Below are 17,102 nucleotides of genomic sequence, written 5' to 3'. Positions count from 1 at the left end.
GATGAATCGCCGGATCGGGTTTTTCGCCGATGTTTCGGGCGTCCGGTGATTTTCCAACCGACGATCCGTGGTCCAACCGGTGACAGTCTGTTGGCGGACGGCCTAGCGAGATGCCCGTGCTGTCCGTGTTGGGTGGTTTACGACCCGGTAGGCAGTGCTTAGGCTCCGCAGGACAACGCACAAGATCGTGTCGGGGCTCACCGGGAACTCCCCACCGAGGAGCGCATGATGTGGCTTGCCACCCCTCGCCCGACCTCGGTCTCGGTCCGCGCCGGATCGACGGCACTGGTGGGCCGCGACGCCGAGGTCTCGGCGATCGTGAAGATCCTGCTGCGCCGTCCCGCCGCCGTGCTGATCGAAGGCGAACCGGGGATGGGCCGCAGCAGGCTGCTCGAAGAACTGGCCGGACGCCGTGAGTTCGCGGCGGGCAGGGTGCTCACGGGTGCCTGCCAGCCGATGCGCGAGCCGTTCCCGTTCGGACCGGTGCTCGAAGCGCTGCGTTCGGCGGGCGACCGGCCGCTCGGCCCGCTCAGCCCGGTCGCCGGGGTACTGAGACCCTTGCTGCCCGAACTCGCGGAAAGCCTTCCACCCCAACCCGAACCACTCTCCGACCGGTGCGCCGAACGGCATCGCCAGTTCCGTGCCGTCCGGGAACTCCTGATCGCCTGCGGGCCCGCGCTCGTCCTGATCGACGACCTCCAGTGGGCCGACGAGGGCACCCGTGACCTGATGCGGTTCCTCGCCGCGGCCATGCCCCCCGAACTGGCCGTCGTCGCGGCCTACCGGACCGGCTCGCCGTCGAGGTCCGGCGCCGGGATCCCGTTCCGCACCCCGCGCTGCGTCCAGACCGCCCGCGTGACACTGGGCCCGCTCGACGTCGAGGCCGTCGGGAAGCTGGCGGAAGAGCTGCTGGACCTGCCGAGGGTTTCCGCGGCGTTCACCGCGAAACTCCACGAAAGCACCGCCGGGATCCCGTTCGTGGTCGAGGAGACCCTGCGGGCGTTGCGGGACGCCGCCGGGCGGCTGCCGATCGGCGAAGTGCTCTCGGACCGGCTCCTGGAGAGCCTCGAAGTGCCGATCTCCCTGCGCGAGGCCATCACCGAACGGCTCGAAGCGCTGCCAGAACCCGCGGTCCGGCTGGCCCGCGCGGCGGCGGTGCTCGCCGTCCCGTCCGAACCCTCGGTGATCGGCGAACTCGCCTGCCTCACCGGCGACGAGCTCCGCTCGGCCCTTCTGTCCACTTTGGATGGCGGCGTCCTCGGCGAACTCGGCGGCGACCGCTACGGCTTCCGGCATCCGTTGGCGCGCAAGGCCGTCTACGACACCGTCAGCGGTCCGGAAAGGACCTTGCTGCATTCGCGCGCCATCCAGGTGCTCGCCGGTCAGCCGGTCCCGCCGCTGACCCTGCTGGCGAACCATTCGCGCGCGGCGGGCCGGACCGGACAGTGGCGCCACTACGCCGAAGCCGCCGCCGACGAGGCCATCGCCCATGGCGACACGTCACGCGCGATCGACCTGCTCCAATCCGTGCTGGCCGCGGCGGGACTCGGTGAGGACGACGTCGCCCGGCTGGCCACGAAACTCAGCCAGGTCGCGCTGCGCGGCTTCCGCCCGGACGTCATCGAGACACTGGAGCGGATCCTCGAAGACCTCACCGACCTGCGCCCGAGCGTGCGCGGGACGATCCGGCTCAGCCTCGGGATGCTGCTGGTCCGCACGATCGGGCGGCTCGGCCGGGGCCGGGTCGAGGTGGAGAAGGCGATCACCGAGCTGGTCGACGAGCCGGAGCTGGCCGCCCGCGGGATCAACCTGCTCGCCCAGCCGATCGACGGGCTGACCCCATTGTCCTGGCACGAGGTCTGGATGGGCCGGGCCCGCGAGGTCTTCGACCGGATCGAAGACCCGGAGCTGCGGCTCGCGCTCCTCGGCGACCGGATCTCCTCCCAGGCGCACGTCGGCGACGGTTCGGCCTGGACAGAGTTCACCGAGCTGCCGGAAGGGGGCAACGGCGTCGCCGAACGTGTCCAGCTGGCCCGGCTGTGGTGCAACCTCGCCGACGCGCAGTCCTGGGCCGGGCATCTGGCCAGGGCGGAAAAGCTGGTCACGGAGGGAATCCGCCGCGCGACCGACGCCGGCGCGCTCTACGCCGCGGGCCTCGCGCAGGGCACCAGGGTCCGGCTGGCCTGGGTGCGCGGTGACTGGTCCGGGCTCGCGGAGACCACCGAACTGCTCCGCGACGACTATCCCGACCTCGGCCCGATCGTCATGGAGTCCTCGCTCGTCCTCGGCGGGCTGGCCGCTGTCCGCGGGGAATTCGCCGCCGCGCAACGACATCTGACCGCGGCGAGCGTGCACGCCCCGGAGCACGGGCCCATCCCCGTCGTCCTTTCCGCGGCGGGAGTCCTGATCCGGGTGCTCCTCGCGACGGACGACGTCGAGGGGGCGTGCGCGGCGGCCGACAACGCCGTCGCGGCGGCCCGGCGCAAGGGCGTCTGGGTGTGGGCGGCGGCACTGGTCCCCGCCGCGGCCGAGGCCTACACGCGGGCGGGCCGCTGGTCGGAGGCGGACGCGGTGGTCGAGGAATTCGCCCGCGGCGTCGAAGGCAAGGACTCGCCGGTCTCACGGGTCGCACTGCTGGCGGGCCAGGCGATCCTGCTCGACGCGCGCGGCAAACACCCCGCCGCGGCAACGGTTTTCGACGAGGCGGCGGCGGGTTACGAGGCGCTGCCGATGCCGTACCAGGCCATCGGCGCCCGTGAGCGCGCGGCGCTGTGCCGTCTCACCGCGGACCGGCTCACGGCAGGCCGGCTCACCGGAGGGAACCGCAAGGCGATCGAGGAGCTCATGGCGGCCGCGGAGGCCTACGAGCGGCTCGGCGCGACCAGGGACGCCGGCCGGTGCCGCCACCTGCTGCGGGAGCACGGCGCGTGGGCGCCCTCGCAGCGCGGGCGGCGCGGCTACGGCCAGGAGCTTTCGCCCCGCGAGCTCGAGGTCGCGAGGATGCTTTCCGACGGACGGACGAACCGGGAGATAGCGGACGGACTGTTCCTTTCTCCGCGTACCGTGGAACAGCACGTGGCGAAGGTTCTGCGAAAACTCGGGGCCCGTTCGCGGACCGATGTGGCCCGCCGGATGACGACGTATGCGCCCGCGGCGGTCGACCGGTAACATCGCGGTGAACGGCCGTTATTCCTTTAGGGGCAAGAAAAGTGCCCGATCGGGCATTGTGATCCATTCCATCGGGTTGAGCGGTGTTCGTGTGGTTCCGTACAGTCATGCGCTGTGCTAGTTTGTTTTGGCCATTAACAAAGTCGGCCCCCTCTATGCAGGTCAGCCGATCGTGACGGGGCATGGCCCCCGCGAGGGAGTAGCGCAGAAGCATGGCTGAGCGAGCCGATTTCGCGCTGGGGACGGTAGAGGCGACAGTGGTCGGGCAGGCGCTGGGCGTCGATGCCCGGCTGTTTCCTTTGCGCATACGCAACACTTCGATCGACCCGGAGCGGTACACCGCGATCATCCGGAAGGTCTATACCGATCTCGAACAGCGCCGCCTGTCGGTCAACGGCGAGCTGAGCCCGGCCGTCCGCACCGCGTTCGCGCTGCTGGCGAACCACCGGATCACCGTTTCGATCAACGGTATCGACGGCATCGGCCAGGACATCGCCGTCCTCACTCTCACCGACGGCAGGCAGGCGCTCGGCATCACGCAGGCCCACGGGGAGGACGAGCTCCAGTTCGCGCTCTTCGACGACGAAGAGCTGGTCGAGGTCCTGTCCGGCGTCCTGCCCCGGATGCGTCCCGCGTCGACGGGCCGCCGCAAGATCGTGCAGAAAGAGGAGCGCGCCGTCTCCGCGATGGCCGCGCGCCGCCAGGCCGAGGCCGAGTTCGACGAGGAGGAGACCGACGCGTTCGGCAACCTCCAGTTCACCGGCGTCGTCCGCGCCCGGACCGAGGCTCCGGCCCAGCGCAACGACGAGAGCGACCTCGAGGTCCTCGAGAAGGTGCTGTCCGGGACCCGCCTCGGCGGCGGGTACATCATCGTGAGCGGGATCGGCCGCCGTGGCGAGCGTCTCCGGTCGACGCCGTTGAGCTGGCTCGACACCGAGGACGGCCGGTACCTAGTCTGGACCGAGACCGACGAAGCCTCGGGCGCCGTGATCGGTCACTACGACCCGGCCAGTCAGTCGGGCGTGGCGAACGCGATCCGGGACGCCATCGCTGACATCTACTGACCTTCCTGAACCCGGCGAGAGGATCCTCCGTTGACTGAGGAAGCACAAGAACTGCAGCCGTTGATGGCGGCGCGCAAGGTGGCGTTCGCGAGCGCGCGGCTGAAGGAGATGGCCAAGCAGGGCGGGTTCGCCGTCGACGAGAGCACCGGCCGGGAGATGATCCGTTCACTCCAAGGTGTGATCGACAGCCTCGAAGAGCGCTGGAGCGCGCTGTCCAAGCTGCAGAAGTCACCGGCGATGAGCTCCACCGCGACCGCGCAGTGGGTGTCCCAGCACATGCACGGCACCGCGACCGACGCGCAGGGCCTGCTCACCCAGCTTCAAGCCGCTCGCGCCGAATTCCCGACCTACGTCGAGGCGATCGAACTCGCCAAGAAGAACTACCGGGAACGTGACAACGAGAACCAGCGCAACCTGAAGCGGATCGACACCGAGTTCTAGAGGAGAGACCAGTGACCGAATCCGCGGAGAAGACGGCGAAGGTCTCCGACCCGAAGTCCAAGGAATACGACCGGGACAGCCCGTTCTACGACGTCACGGCCGACTCGTCGAGCAACTACTATGTCGGGCCGTTGGCGGACAAGGCCGCCTCCGGCGACGAGATCCGGGCCGGGGCCACGGTCGGCACCGATGTCCTCTTCCAGCTCTTCGGCTGGGGTGACACCGCGCTCAACGGCTTCAAGGACCAGTTCACCCAGAAGATGTACGAGGGGCAGCTGGAGAAGGCGCGGGAAGGTCTTTCGAAGGACCTGGACATGCGCAAGCCCGGCGAGCCGCCGTCCACGGTCTGGAGCAACGCCACCCACGAGCAGATGCAGTCCGCGATCGCGGACAACGCGGATCCGGCGGCGGTCGGTGAGACCTCCGAGGAATGGGTCCGGGCGGGCAACGACCTGGCGAGCCACCAGCGCAACCTGGCGAAGGCGATCAACGCGAGCACGGGTAACTGGGAGGGCGAAGGCGGCGACGCGGCCCGCGAACACCTCGCCGGTGTCGGCAAGTGGCTCGGTTCGACCGCGAACGGCGCGACCTTGACCGGCCGTCAGCAGCAGATCCACTCGCAGACGCTCAACGAGACGCAGAAGCTGATGGCGGCGAACCCGCCGGTGGCGTTCAGCGTGCAGGAGGCCAACGCCAACCTGCAGACGATCAAAGACCCGCAGCTGTACATGGCGCAGCTCGGGAAAGACCTCGGCACCTTCAAGAAGCAGCAGGACGCGCGCGACCAGGCCGCGAAGGTGATGACCGACTTCGACAAGACGGTCGGCTCGGCGATCGCCACCCCGGCGTTCCCTCCCCCGCCGAAGCTGCGGTCGGCGCAGGCGACCCCGCAGATGCAGGGCACACCGATGTCCGGTGGCGGCGCCGGCGGTGGTGGGCTCCAGCCCGCCATGCAGGGCACCCCCATGTCCGGAGACGGCACGCAGCGCCCCAGCCCCTTCAACGTGGGCTCGGACGGAACGCGTCCGGAGGGCATCGCCGCTTCGCTCGACGGATCCCCGCAGGGCGGACCCGGCGGCACGGGCGGTGGCCCCGGCGGCATGAGCCCCTTCAACGCGCCGAACGGCGGACCGGGCGGCGGCGGTCCCGGCGGCGGCATTCCGGGTGGCGGTGTCCCCGGTGGCGGTATCCCTGGCGGCGGTGTCCCCGGTGGCGGTGGTCCCGGCTACAACCCGACCATGCCCACCATCCCGAACGGGCCGACCGGCGGCAACTACTCCGTGCCGGTGTCGAGGCCGGGCTTCAACCCGCCGAACATCGACGACGGTACGCACACCACGGGCTACACCCCGCCGTCCGTCTCGCCGCCGTCGTACACCCCGCCGAACATCCCCATTCCCGAGGTCGGCGGACCGCGTCCCGGCGGTGGTCTCCCGTACAACCCGCCGAACATCGGCATCCCGAACATCCCCGGTCCCGGCAGTGGCGGACCGGGGGCGATCCCGCCGCGGGTCCCGCCGATCGGCCGCCCGAACATCCCCAACTTCCCGGAGCCGGGGTCGACGTACAAGCCCACGCCGTACACCCCGCCCAAGATCGGCATGCCGAACATCCCCGGCCCCGGTGGTGGCACCGGCGGTAGCGGCTTCGGCGGCGGCAGTGGTGGCAGTGGCTTCGGCAGCGGCGGCAGCGGTGCCGGCGGCTCGGGCGCCGGCGGCCTCGGTGGCGCCGGAAGGTCGACGGGCTCGCTCGGCATGGGCGGCGCCGCGGGCGCGATGGAAGCCGAAGCGGCCGCGGCCCGTGGGGCCGGTGCGGGTGCGGGTACCGCCGGCAAGCCGGGCAGCCCCGGCATGGGCGCGATGGGCGGTATGGGAGCCGGTGCCGGCAAGGGGAAGGGCGAGGACGACAAGGAGCACAAGGCCGCCGGTTACCTCGAATCCGACGACCCGTCCTTCTTCTCCGCCGACGAGGTCGTCGCACCGCCGGTGATCGGTGACTGGAAGAACAAGGACTGGAAGTGACGGCTTCGTTCGAAGTCGATCCGGACGACCTGACCGCGCACGCGAGCCATCTCGACGGGCTCGTGGACCGGTTGGACACCGCGCACGGCGCGACCGGTTCGGCGATGTCTCCGGACGCGTACGGCTTGCTGTGCGCGTTCCTGCCGCCGATCGTCAACCCGACCGGCGAACGCGCGGCGGAGGCGATCAAATCCGCCGCGGAAGGGATCCGGACGACGGCGGACAACGTCCGCACCGCCGCGAAGTCCTACGTGGAAGGCGACAAGAACAACGCGGAACCGTTCAAAGCCGACTTCAAGGCCTTGGACATCGGAGGGAAGAAGTGACCCGCCCCAACGAGCTCGGGGATCTCATCCGGGATCCCGACGAGGCAGAACGCAAGCTGGACCAGTGGGCCCAAGGTCTCGAAAACAAGGCTCAGCGCTACGCGGCCGCCCAGGAGCGGACCGAGCAGTTGCGGCTGTCCGCGTCCAGCTCCGACGGTGCCGTCAAGGTGACCGTCGGGGCGGACGGCGGCGTGACAGGCCTCGAATTCGGGAACAAGGCGAGGACGTACCCGCTGGAGGAGCTGTCGAGGCAGATCCTCGCGACCATGCACCAGGCGCAGGCCGGGATCGCGGGCCAGGTCGCCGAGGTCATGCAGGAAACGCTCGGCGACGAGGACCAGGAGACCCGGTCGCTGATGATCGGCACCCTGCGCAGCCGGTTCCCCGAAATCGAGGAGGAAGAAGAGCCTCCGCCGGACGACGCGCCTCCAGCGCCGTCCGCCGACACCCCGCAGGCGCCTCGCGAGAAACGCCACGAAGCGCCGGAAGACGAGGGCAACTCACCCTGGTGAGCCCGTCGTTCCTGAACATCGAAGAAGGTTTTTGTCTTGGGTAACCCACTGGTCGCTGACGTAAAGGACTCGACGAAGGCCTACACCGGCTCCTCCCTGCTGGAGTCGGCGTTCGATCTGAAGTCGGCCATCGAAAGCGGCGATTGGGCTTCGGTGGCGCTGGGCGCGGTCGGGACCGCGCTCGACGCGCTGTCGATGGCGATGGACCCCTTCGGCGCGATCCTCGCGAACGGCGTCGGCTGGCTGCTGGAGCACGTCGGCCCGCTCAAGGAAGCGCTCGACGCGCTGACCGGCAACGCCGACGAGATCAGCGCGAACGCCGAGACCTGGAAGAACATCGCGGGCGAACTCGGCGCGGTCGGCGCGGATCTGGCCGGGATGGTCTCCGCCGATCTGCAGAGCTGGACCGGGATCTCGGCCGACACCTACCGTGACCGGGCCAAGGACACGGCCACCTTGCTGGACGCGGCGAAGAATGGCTGCGAAGGCGCCTCCAGCGGGGTGAAGACGGCGGGCGAGGTGGTCGCCGCCGTGCGCGCGCTGGTGCGCGACATCATCGCCGAGCTGATCGGGCACATGATCAGCTGGGCGCTGCAGGTGCTGTTCACCCTGGGCATCGGGCTGACCTGGGTGGTCCCGCAGGTGGTCAACGCCGTGGCGAAGACCGCGAGCAAGATCGCGAACCTGACGAAGAAGACCGTCAAGGCGCTCAAATCGCTGATGCCGCTGCTGAAGCGGGCGGACGACCTGTTCGCCGACGCGGCCAAGGCGTTGAAGAAGTTGCAGCCCGGCAAGGGCGCGCCGGGGCCCAAGCCGAAGAAGCTGGACGAAGGCACGACACCCAAGGGCAGTCCCGACGGTGACAAGGGTGGCGGCACGTCGCCGTCCGGCGCGCCGCCGAAGAACGACCCGCCGCCGCCTCCCAAGAACGACCCGCCGCCTCCGCCGAAGAACGAGACCCCGGACGGGCCGACCACGCCGTCCGGCAGCCAGCCGCCACCGCCGCCCAAGGACCGCGGCGCCCCCAAGCCGGAGCCGGACAACCGGATCAAGAACAACAACAACGATCCGGGCAACGGGGTCCCGCCCAAGAAGCGCGACGACTGCGGTGACCCGATCGACGTCGCGACCGGCTCGATGATGCTGACGCAGGACGACGTCGTGTTCGCCGGTGTCCTGCCGCTGACCGTGTCGCGGACGCATCTTTCGTCGTACTCGCTCGGCCGGTTCTTCGGCTCGTCGTGGGCGTCCACTTTGGACCAGCGGATCGAGGTCGAAGACGACGGCCTGCATCTCGCGCTCGCCGACGGGTCACTGCTGACCTACCCGGTCCCGTTGTCCGACGCCCCCGTCTACCCGGCCTTCGGGCAGCGGCTCGCCCTGTCCAAAATGGACCATGGCTACGCCGTGTCCACTCCGGACGGCATGCTGCTCTTCTCCGGGGACGGGGACACGCTTCCGCTGCGCGGGATCGCGGCAGGCGACGGGCACCGGATCTTCCTGCGCTACGACGACAACGGCGTCCCCCTCGAACTGGAGCACACCGCGGGTTACCGCCTGCTCGTCGAGTCGAAGGACGGTCTCGTCACCGCGCTTCGCCTGCCCGGCGCGGAAACCGCGCTCCAGACCTACCGCTACGACGAGCGGCGCCGTCTGGTCGAGATCGTCGACGGCGCCGGTTCGCCGCTGCGGTTCACCTATGACGCCGCGGGCCGCATCGTGCGCTGGGAGGACGTCAACGGGCGCTCGTACGGGTACGGTTTCGACTCCGAAGGCCGCGTCGTCCGCGCACAGGGCACCGGTGGGTTCCTCGACGTCGACATCGAGTACGACCGGGAAAACCTGGTCACGTCGGTCACGAACTCGCTCGGCCACGTCACCCGCTACCAGCTGGACGAACTGCACCGCGTCGTCGCCGAGACCGATCCGCTGGGCAACACCACGCGGTACGAACTCGACAGCTTCGGCAAACTGCTCAGCCGTACCGACGCCCTCGGCCGCACGACGCGGTGGGAGATGGACGACGAGGGCAACGTCGTCACCGTGATCCAGCCGGACGGCGGCCGCGCGCTCGCGGAGTACAGCGCGCTGAACCGGTGGACCAGCATGACCGGACCGGACGGCGCGGTCTGGCGCCGCGAGTACGACGCGCGCGGGAAGGTCGTCCGCGCCACGGATCCGACCGGCGCCGCCACCACCTACGGATACGACGAGGCCGGCAACGTCGCGGTCGTGACCGACGCGCTCGGCGGGGTCACGCTGATCGAGTCCGACGCGGCGGGCCTGCCGGTCTCCGTCACCGATCCGCTCGGCGGGGTCACGCGGTACACCTACGACGAGTTCGGGCGGACCACCTCGGTCACCGACCCGCTCGGCGAGGTCACCAGGACGAAGTGGGACGGCTTCGGTGAGATCGCCGAGCAGATCGAACCCGACGGCTCCGTGTGGCGCTGGAACCGCACCACCCAGGGCTCCACCGACGAGGCCGTGGACGCCCGCGGGCTCTCGGTGCGCACCGAGTACTCGCAGTTCGACCTGCCCACCGCCGAAATCGGCCCGGACGGCGATCGGCTGTCCTATGTGTACGACACCGAACTGCGGCTGGCGTCGGTCACCAACGAACACGGCCTTTCCTGGCGTTACGACTACGATCCCGCCGGGAACCTGATCAGCGAGACCGATTTCAACGGCCGCACCACCCGCTACGGGTACGACGCGGCGGGGCAACTGGTGTTGCGCGCCAACAGCCTCGGCCAGACGGTCGCCATCGAACGCGACGCGCTCGGCCGGGTCGTCAGCAGGCGGGCCGGCGACGACGTCGCCACGTTCACCTACGACGCGGCCGACCGGATGACCTCGGCGCGCAACGCGCATTCCGAGGTCACCATCGCCTACGACGCGCTGGGCCGGATCGTCGCGGAATCCCTCAACGGAAGGGCGGTCCGCTCGGAGTACGACGCCGCCGGCCGCCGGGTCAGCCGCCGCACCCCGTCGGGCGCCGAGTCGTTCTTCGCCTACGACGCCGCGAGCCGTCCCGTCGCGCTGCGCACCGCCGGGCGTACCTTGCGCTTCGAATACGACCCCTCCGGTCGTGAAGTGCTGCGACGCCTGGACGGCACGCCGGTCGAGCTGCGCCAAGGCTGGGACGCCTCCGACAGGCTGACCTCCCAGACCGTTTCGAGTGGCCGCGGTGTCGTTCAGCATCGCGAGTACGGCTACCTGCGGGACGGGCTCGTCTCGTCGATCTCGGACCTGATCTCGGGGCCGCGGTCGCTGCGGGTGGACCGCGCGGGCCGGGTCGTCGACGTCCAGGGGCAGGGCTGGCGCGAGAGCTACGGCTACAACCTCGCCGGCGCGATCACGCAGGCGGGCTGGCCCGGCGCGGATCCCGCCGTCGGGCCGCGGCACTACCAGGGCACCCTGGTGACCGGTGCCGGTTCGACGTCGTACCTGCACGACACCGAAGGCCGCACGATCGCCCGCCGCAAACTCGGCCGTGACTGGACCTACCAGTGGAACTCCGACGACCGGCTGACCGGCGTCGTCACGCCCGAAGGCGAGCGGTGGCTCTACCACTACGACGCGCTCGGGCGGCGGATCGCGAAACAGCACCTCGATCTCCAGGGCCGGATCCTCGAACAGATCGACTTCGCCTGGGACGGCTCGAACCTCGCCGAGGAGATCCGAGGCGGCACCGCCGTCGTCTGGGACCTGGAGCCGGGCACGGAACGGCCGATCACCCAGATCGAACGGGTACCGGGACAGGACGCCCGCTTCCACGCCATCGTCACCGACCTCGTCGGCTCACCGAGCGAACTGCTCGACGAAGCGGGCAACGTCGCCTGGCATCTGCACACGTCGTTGTGGGGCAAGGTGCTTTCGCCGCCGGGGCAGGCGTACACGCCGTTGCGCTTCCCCGGCCAGTACCACGACCCGGAAACCGGGCTGCACTACAACTTCAAGCGCTACTACGACCCGGACACCGGGCGGTACCTCTCGCACGACCCGCTCGGCCTCGAACCGGCGTCGGACTCGCTGGCCTACGTCGGCAACCCGACGGACATGATCGACCCGCTCGGTCTCGTCGCGACGAAACCGCAGGCGGGTCCCTGCCCCAAGGCGGTGGCCAAGGCCGCCCTCGGCAAGAAGAAGTCGCCGGGTAACCGGGTCTCCAAGCCGAAACCGACGCCAGGACCGAAGAAGCCGAGGCAGCCACGGCAGAGCTACGCCGACGGGACGCACGGCGCGAAGACCCGTGAGCAGAACCGGCTCACGGGGAAGTACGACAACGAACTCAAGGCAGACGGCCGGGACAAGGTCTCCGGGAAGTCCCACGAGTCCGAGCACCCGATCCCCTACGAGGCGATCGGCCGCGGCAGTGGCGGCTCACGGGGTTCGAGCCACGACCAGAAGAACCTGGAGAACCACGCCTGGGCCTACCAGGAGGCCAAACCCGCGCACTCGTCGCATATCGGGACCGGCAACAAGGGCGACCAGGACCTGACGGCAGGTTCGGCGAAGCCGAGCGGCTTCAAGAACAGCCAGGAGTACCGCGACGCCGAGCGCAACGCGCTGGAAGGCGGCGACCCGAACACCGCGATCCAGCTCAACCAGCTCGACTACGCGTACCGGGACGGGTTCAAGAACACCAACAACACCCTCGACGGCAAGATGGCGGACGACTCGTACCACAAGATGATCGACGACGCGCACGCCAGCGGCAAGGGCCTCACCTACTCGACCGGCCCCGGTACGACCGCGACCACGCCGCCGCTGTCCAGCCACGACGTCAAGGAACTCCACATGACCCGTGACACGATCCGGGACGGGGACTGGCCCGAGGAGATGAAGCGGCAGAACCGCGAGAGCTACGAGGACGAGGTCTCGCGGATCCACGACGAGACGTACAAGAAGCCGACCAAGGAAGACTGGGACAAGCTGGAGGCCGGCGGCTTCGGTCCGCTCGACACCGGCAAGAAGAAGGACCCCAACGCGATGGACGTCGACTGACCTCGTCGCGTTTCGTCCGCTGGACGCGGTATCACGGCATCCAGCGGACGAAACGCGGGTGAGTCAGGCGGCGGCGAGGGAGACGACGCGGTTCCGCCCGCTTCTCTTCGCCTGGTAGAGCGCGGAGTCGGCGACGTGCAGCAGCCGCTCCAGCACGGTCCCCCCGGCCGGGTAGACCGCGGCCCCGATCGACACCGAAAGCCCCCGCACGGTCCGTGGCCCCGACGCCGTCACCACGTCGACCTCGATCGCCATCACCGCCTGCCGGACCCGCTCGGCCACGGGGATCACCTCGGTCTCCGTCGCGCCGGGAAGCAGCACGACGAACTCTTCGCCACCGAAGCGGCCGACAGAGTCGTAGTCGCGTACGTGATCGGTGATCGTCGTCGCGACGACCTTGAGCACCGCATCGCCCGCGAGGTGCCCGTAGACGTCGTTGACCTGCTTGAAGTGGTCGAGGTCGAGCATCAGCACCGCGAGTTTGCTCTTCGCCCTGGCCGCCGACGAAAGCTCCCGTTCGCTCAGCGCGTGCCACGCGTGCGCGTTCAGCACCCCGGTCTTGCCGTCGATGTTCGCCGCGATCTCCAGCTGCCGCACCAGCACACTGCGATGCAGCACCAGCACGGGCAGCAGGACGAACGGGACGAGCGCGGGCGCGTGCACGACACCCAGCGCGGTCGAGGTGCCGAGCACCAGGGTGGTGACCTCCAGCAGGTTGTCGTCGCCGCTGCCGAACAGCGAACGCGGTGACCGGCCCCCGGTGTGCAGGTAGACCGAGAGCGCCACGATGGCGGCGTTGGCCGCGGTGAACACGGCCGCCGCCTCGACGATCCGCAGCGAACCGGAGAACCCGACGGGCAGGCCGTTCCACCCGGCCACGATCGCTCCCGAGGCCAGGCAGGAGAGCACGATCGCCGCCGCGCAGTACACGACACGGTATGCCGGGCGGTGGCTCATCCCCCGCCACACCCGGAGCCAAAGATGCAGGTAGATGAGCAGCCCCAGGGCCACCGCGAGCCCCGGCGGCAGGACGAGCACCCCCGCGAACGTCCACACCGAAGTCATGTTGATGTGTGGTCTGTCACAAAGAGTACGCCGTAATCGTTCCACCGAACGGGAAAGCTCGGCCTGCAGGAACGCGAGGCCGAGCAGTGATCCGAATCGGACGAATTCCGTAGTCTCATAGTTCGATCGGAGCAAGGCGATTACGGCGACTGCAGCCGCAAGTCCTTCCACCACAAGAAAAACCGCAGGTACGCCGCGTGGTCCGGACCATAACTCCCACTGCCGCACCCAGGCTCTCAGACGTGTACCGGCCCCTTCTCCGGCGAGTTCCACATCCCCCATAATCATCGTCACCGGTCCCCCTTCCGTACACATTTCAATGTATCCGAGGTAGTACTGAGGGTGGCCCGCGTGAATTCCGGAACACACAGATGGAGCAGTGGGAGGGAGGATCATCATGAACGGTCGCGAGGACTGATCCCAGCCAATTCAGCCGGTCCGGCTTCCGGCCGGAAGCCATACATCGGGCCCGGTGGTGATGGCGCGTTTCCACGCCATCACCATCGGGCCCGCCGAGGCGACGGCGACCGTCGCGGCCACCCCGACGGCCACGAACGGGCCGGTCAACTGGGCGAGACCGCCCGCGAGCATGATCCCTATTCCTTGCACCGTCACCAAACTCGTCGAGGTCAGGCCCATCACCTGTGCCCGGACACCGTCCGGGACCGCGCGGGCCATCAACGCGACGGCCTGCAGGTGATACGGCGCCGCGAAGGCCCCGCTGAGCCCGATCAGCGCGAGACAGAGCGGCAGCGGAGGGCGAAAGAAGACAAAGACCAAAGGAACTGCGGATGCCAGGGCGAGAATGCCGACCATTCGCGTTTTCCGTCGCGCCGGAACCCATTTCGTGAAGATCCACGACCCGATTACCGAACCCACCGGATCCGCCGCGAGAATAAGCCCGACCGCGAAACTGCCCGCGTCGAGTCCGACGGCGAGCGGGGCCGCGAGTCCTTCCGGGGCGATGGCGAACCCGGCGAGCATCTTCAATCCGAACAGCACGCGGATTCCTTTGCCCCGCCACAGTTCCCTGGCGCCTTCACCGCTGAAAGCCCGTGCCACCCGGCTTTTCACCGAGGATTCCGTGACGGCGGGCGGCCTGCGACGCACCCCTGTGGACACGAGCAGCGCGGAGACCACAAAGGTCACCGCGTCGATCACCAGTCCCCAGTAGGGCGTCACGAGCCCGATCACCAGCCCGCCACCGCCGAAACCGGCCAGCTGTGCCGTTTGGATGGTGATCGTGCGGAGCGCGAGCCCGGCGACGTACCGTTCGCCGTCGAGGATGTCCGGGAGCAACGCGAGCTGCGCCGCCCGGAACGGTCCGCCCGCCATCGTCAGGATCACCAGCAGTCCGGCCAGTACCGTGAGCGGCATCCCCGGCACGGCCATCAACGCCGCGAGCGCCGCGCGCAGCAGGTCGCAGGCGATCATCACCGTCCGCCGCGGGTATCGGTCCGCCAGTCCGGCGAACAGGGTGCCGCCGATCAGCGTCGGCAGATACGTCAGCCCATAGGTGAGCCCGGTCAGCCCCGCCGACGCCGTTCTTTCCCAGACCAGAACCGACAACGCGACCCTGGCCAGCTGATCACCGGCCTGCGAAAGCGCCTCGGCCGCCCACAACGCACGGAACTCACCGACCGCGAAAGCGGCCTTGAATCCGGTACTCCGTGCGGGATCCCCTCTCTCCATGAGCCCCTCCCCTTGGCTCACGGTAGTGGATCAATTCCGCAGTGTCAGCGGCCATCCGGCCCACGACCCCGACCGGTGTCCACTGTGGAGAGACGTTTCCGCGCGGTCAGCGACCGTCGCCGTACCCCATCATCCCCTGCGCCATTTCCATCGCCAGCGAACTCGCCATGACGGGATCCATCATGTACCGCAGGTCCTGTGTGGCCTTCTGCTGCGCCGTGATGTCGGTGCGCGGCTGCTCCGTCTGCCGGGGCCGTTCGGGCGGCAGCGCGACGGCCTGCTCCTTGGCGGCCTTCTTCTTCGCCGGCGCGGGCACCTGCTGCTTCACGGTGACCGGGACATAGACGGTCACCGGGGCGGCCTGCGGCGCGGGCTGCGTGACCGGCGGCGCGGCGGGCTGGGCCGCCACGGCGGGCAGCGGCTGCTCGGGCAGCGCGGTGTCGTCGACCGGCTGGAAGGTGAACGTGCCCGCGAACCAGCCGATCGCGAGCAGCGCCGCGCCCGCCCCGCCGACCAGCCAGGACCTGGCGCGGCGATGGATGACGACGGCCTTGGGGCGCAGATCCTTGTCGACGACCGGCGCGCAGACCGGGGTCCGGACCGGCGCCGGCTCGGGCTCGACCTCGTTCTCCGGGCTGCGCCGCCGTTTCGGCAGGCTCGCCGCGATGATGCCCGTCCGGTCCAGCAACTCTGCTGTCTCGATGGGCACACTCGCGCAGAGGGCGGCATCGGTCGGCGTACGGCGCTGGGCGGCGCGCGGCATGGGGACCTCCGGAAGCGGAATCACGAACTTGAGCATTGTGGTGCATTTCCGACGCTGCCGTAAGTAACGCACCCCGATCGAGTTATCCCGAGCCGTCCGGACCACGGAGGGTTACTCCATTCAGAGGTTCTTCATCCCCAAGCGCCCCAGTAGCGCCAACGGGCGTTGATAAAAAGCGCCGAGAACGCGGGGAATCGCGTCGATGACATAGGCGTCCGGGCCGATCAGGATGCGCGGCGTCCCCCGTTCGATACCACGCACGATGGTCTGAGCGGCCTTCTCCGGCGTCGTCCTCGCGATCTTTTCGAATCCCTCGGCGGCTTTGTCGATGTCCCGCTCGACGCCGCCCCGCGCGTCGCGGGCGATGTTCGTCTTGATGCCACCGGGATGCACGCAGCTGACCTTCACCGGATGCCGGGCGATCAGCATTTCCTGCCGCAGCGCCTCGGTGAACCCCCGGACCCCGAATTTCGCCGCGTTGTAAGCGCTCTGCGTGGGCACGCCGATGAAGCCGAACACACTCGAAAGGTTGACGATGTGCCCGTCACCCGAAGCGATCACCTGCGGCAGAAAGGCTTTCGTGCCGTTGACCACGCCGCCGAGGTTGATCCCCATCAGCCAGTCGTAGTCGTCCCAGGTCATTTCCTCGACCGTCGCGCCGAGGGCGACCCCGGCGTTGTTCACCACGACGTTGGCGCCCCCGAAATCGACGGCGACCTCCTCGGCGTGTGCGAGAACGGCGTCACGATCGGCGACGTCCAGCTCGTAGGCTTTCGCGGTCGCGCCCGCTTTCTCGCACAACGCGGCGGTGCCTGCCGCACGGACGGCGTCGACGTCGGAAAGCGCCAGCCGCGCCCCGCGTCCAGCCAGTTCGATCGCGAGCGCCCGGCCGATTCCCGAGCCCGCGCCCGTGATCACCGCGACCTTGTCCGTGAACGACTTCATACCCGCTCCCAAGTTCGACTGTTACCGGAGGTAACACATACTACGGCTGTGAGCTTGCTGTGCGTTGATCGATTCGGGCTGTGTTCATGGACCAC

The 17,102-nt window shown here is 69.2% G+C and carries 11 protein-coding genes; 7 read left to right on the top strand and 4 right to left on the bottom strand.

The window, feature by feature from the left end:
* The first annotated feature begins 228 nt into the window (after window positions 1–228).
* The 7 genes from AMYAL_RS0119340 (at window position 229) to AMYAL_RS0119310 (ending at window position 12,542) form a co-directional block, all read left to right on the top strand.
* The gene (locus tag AMYAL_RS0119340) at window positions 229–3,168 is read left to right on the top strand and encodes an ATP-binding protein (protein WP_026467239.1); all 2,940 of its coding nucleotides are present in this window, start codon (window positions 229–231) and stop codon (window positions 3,166–3,168) included.
* Between the two features lie 212 nt (window positions 3,169–3,380).
* Complete coding sequence (locus AMYAL_RS0119335) at window positions 3,381–4,232, top strand: ESX secretion-associated protein EspG (protein WP_026467238.1); 852 nt, start codon at window positions 3,381–3,383, stop codon at window positions 4,230–4,232.
* 30 nt (window positions 4,233–4,262) lie between these two features.
* The gene (locus AMYAL_RS0119330; RefSeq protein WP_026467237.1) at window positions 4,263–4,673 is read left to right on the top strand and encodes a hypothetical protein; all 411 of its coding nucleotides are present in this window, start codon (window positions 4,263–4,265) and stop codon (window positions 4,671–4,673) included.
* A gap of 11 nt (window positions 4,674–4,684) precedes the next feature.
* Window positions 4,685–6,694: a WXG100 family type VII secretion target gene (locus tag AMYAL_RS0119325; protein ID WP_020632951.1), complete on the top strand. Its 2,010-nt coding sequence runs from the start codon at window positions 4,685–4,687 to the stop codon at window positions 6,692–6,694.
* On the top strand, window positions 6,691–7,020 hold the full coding sequence (locus tag AMYAL_RS0119320; RefSeq protein ID WP_020632950.1) for a type VII secretion target: 330 nt from the start codon (window positions 6,691–6,693) through the stop codon (window positions 7,018–7,020). The genes AMYAL_RS0119325 and AMYAL_RS0119320 overlap by 4 nt, the downstream gene beginning before the upstream one ends.
* Complete coding sequence (locus tag AMYAL_RS0119315) at window positions 7,017–7,532, top strand: YbaB/EbfC family nucleoid-associated protein (protein WP_020632949.1); 516 nt, start codon at window positions 7,017–7,019, stop codon at window positions 7,530–7,532. Before AMYAL_RS0119320 ends, AMYAL_RS0119315 begins: the two co-directional genes overlap by 4 nt.
* Window positions 7,533–7,568: 36 nt before the next feature.
* On the top strand, window positions 7,569–12,542 hold the full coding sequence (locus AMYAL_RS0119310; RefSeq protein ID WP_020632948.1) for an RHS repeat-associated core domain-containing protein: 4,974 nt from the start codon (window positions 7,569–7,571) through the stop codon (window positions 12,540–12,542).
* A gap of 63 nt (window positions 12,543–12,605) precedes the next feature.
* Here AMYAL_RS0119310 and AMYAL_RS0119305 read toward each other — a convergent pair whose 3' ends face one another.
* From AMYAL_RS0119305 to AMYAL_RS0119290, 4 genes are all read right to left on the bottom strand, one after another.
* Entirely contained in the window at window positions 12,606–13,742 is a 1,137-nt protein-coding gene (locus AMYAL_RS0119305) for a GGDEF domain-containing protein (RefSeq protein ID WP_425332209.1), read from the bottom strand.
* Between the two features lie 294 nt (window positions 13,743–14,036).
* Entirely contained in the window at window positions 14,037–15,299 is a 1,263-nt protein-coding gene (locus AMYAL_RS0119300) for an MFS transporter (protein WP_020632946.1), read from the bottom strand.
* Window positions 15,300–15,405: 106 nt separating this feature from the next.
* Window positions 15,406–16,086, bottom strand: coding sequence for a hypothetical protein (locus tag AMYAL_RS0119295; protein ID WP_245192962.1), 681 nt, complete (start codon window positions 16,084–16,086; stop codon window positions 15,406–15,408).
* A 96-nt stretch (window positions 16,087–16,182) separates the two neighbouring features.
* Window positions 16,183–17,007: an SDR family NAD(P)-dependent oxidoreductase gene (locus AMYAL_RS0119290; protein ID WP_020632944.1), complete on the bottom strand. Its 825-nt coding sequence runs from the start codon at window positions 17,005–17,007 to the stop codon at window positions 16,183–16,185.
* Window positions 17,008–17,102 lie beyond the last annotated feature (95 nt).

Source organism: Amycolatopsis alba DSM 44262, from assembly GCF_000384215.1.
Classification (GTDB): Bacteria; Actinomycetota; Actinomycetes; order Mycobacteriales; family Pseudonocardiaceae; genus Amycolatopsis; species Amycolatopsis alba.
Note: the sequence above shows the minus strand (reverse complement) of the source record. Positions and strands in the feature narration are given on the sequence as shown.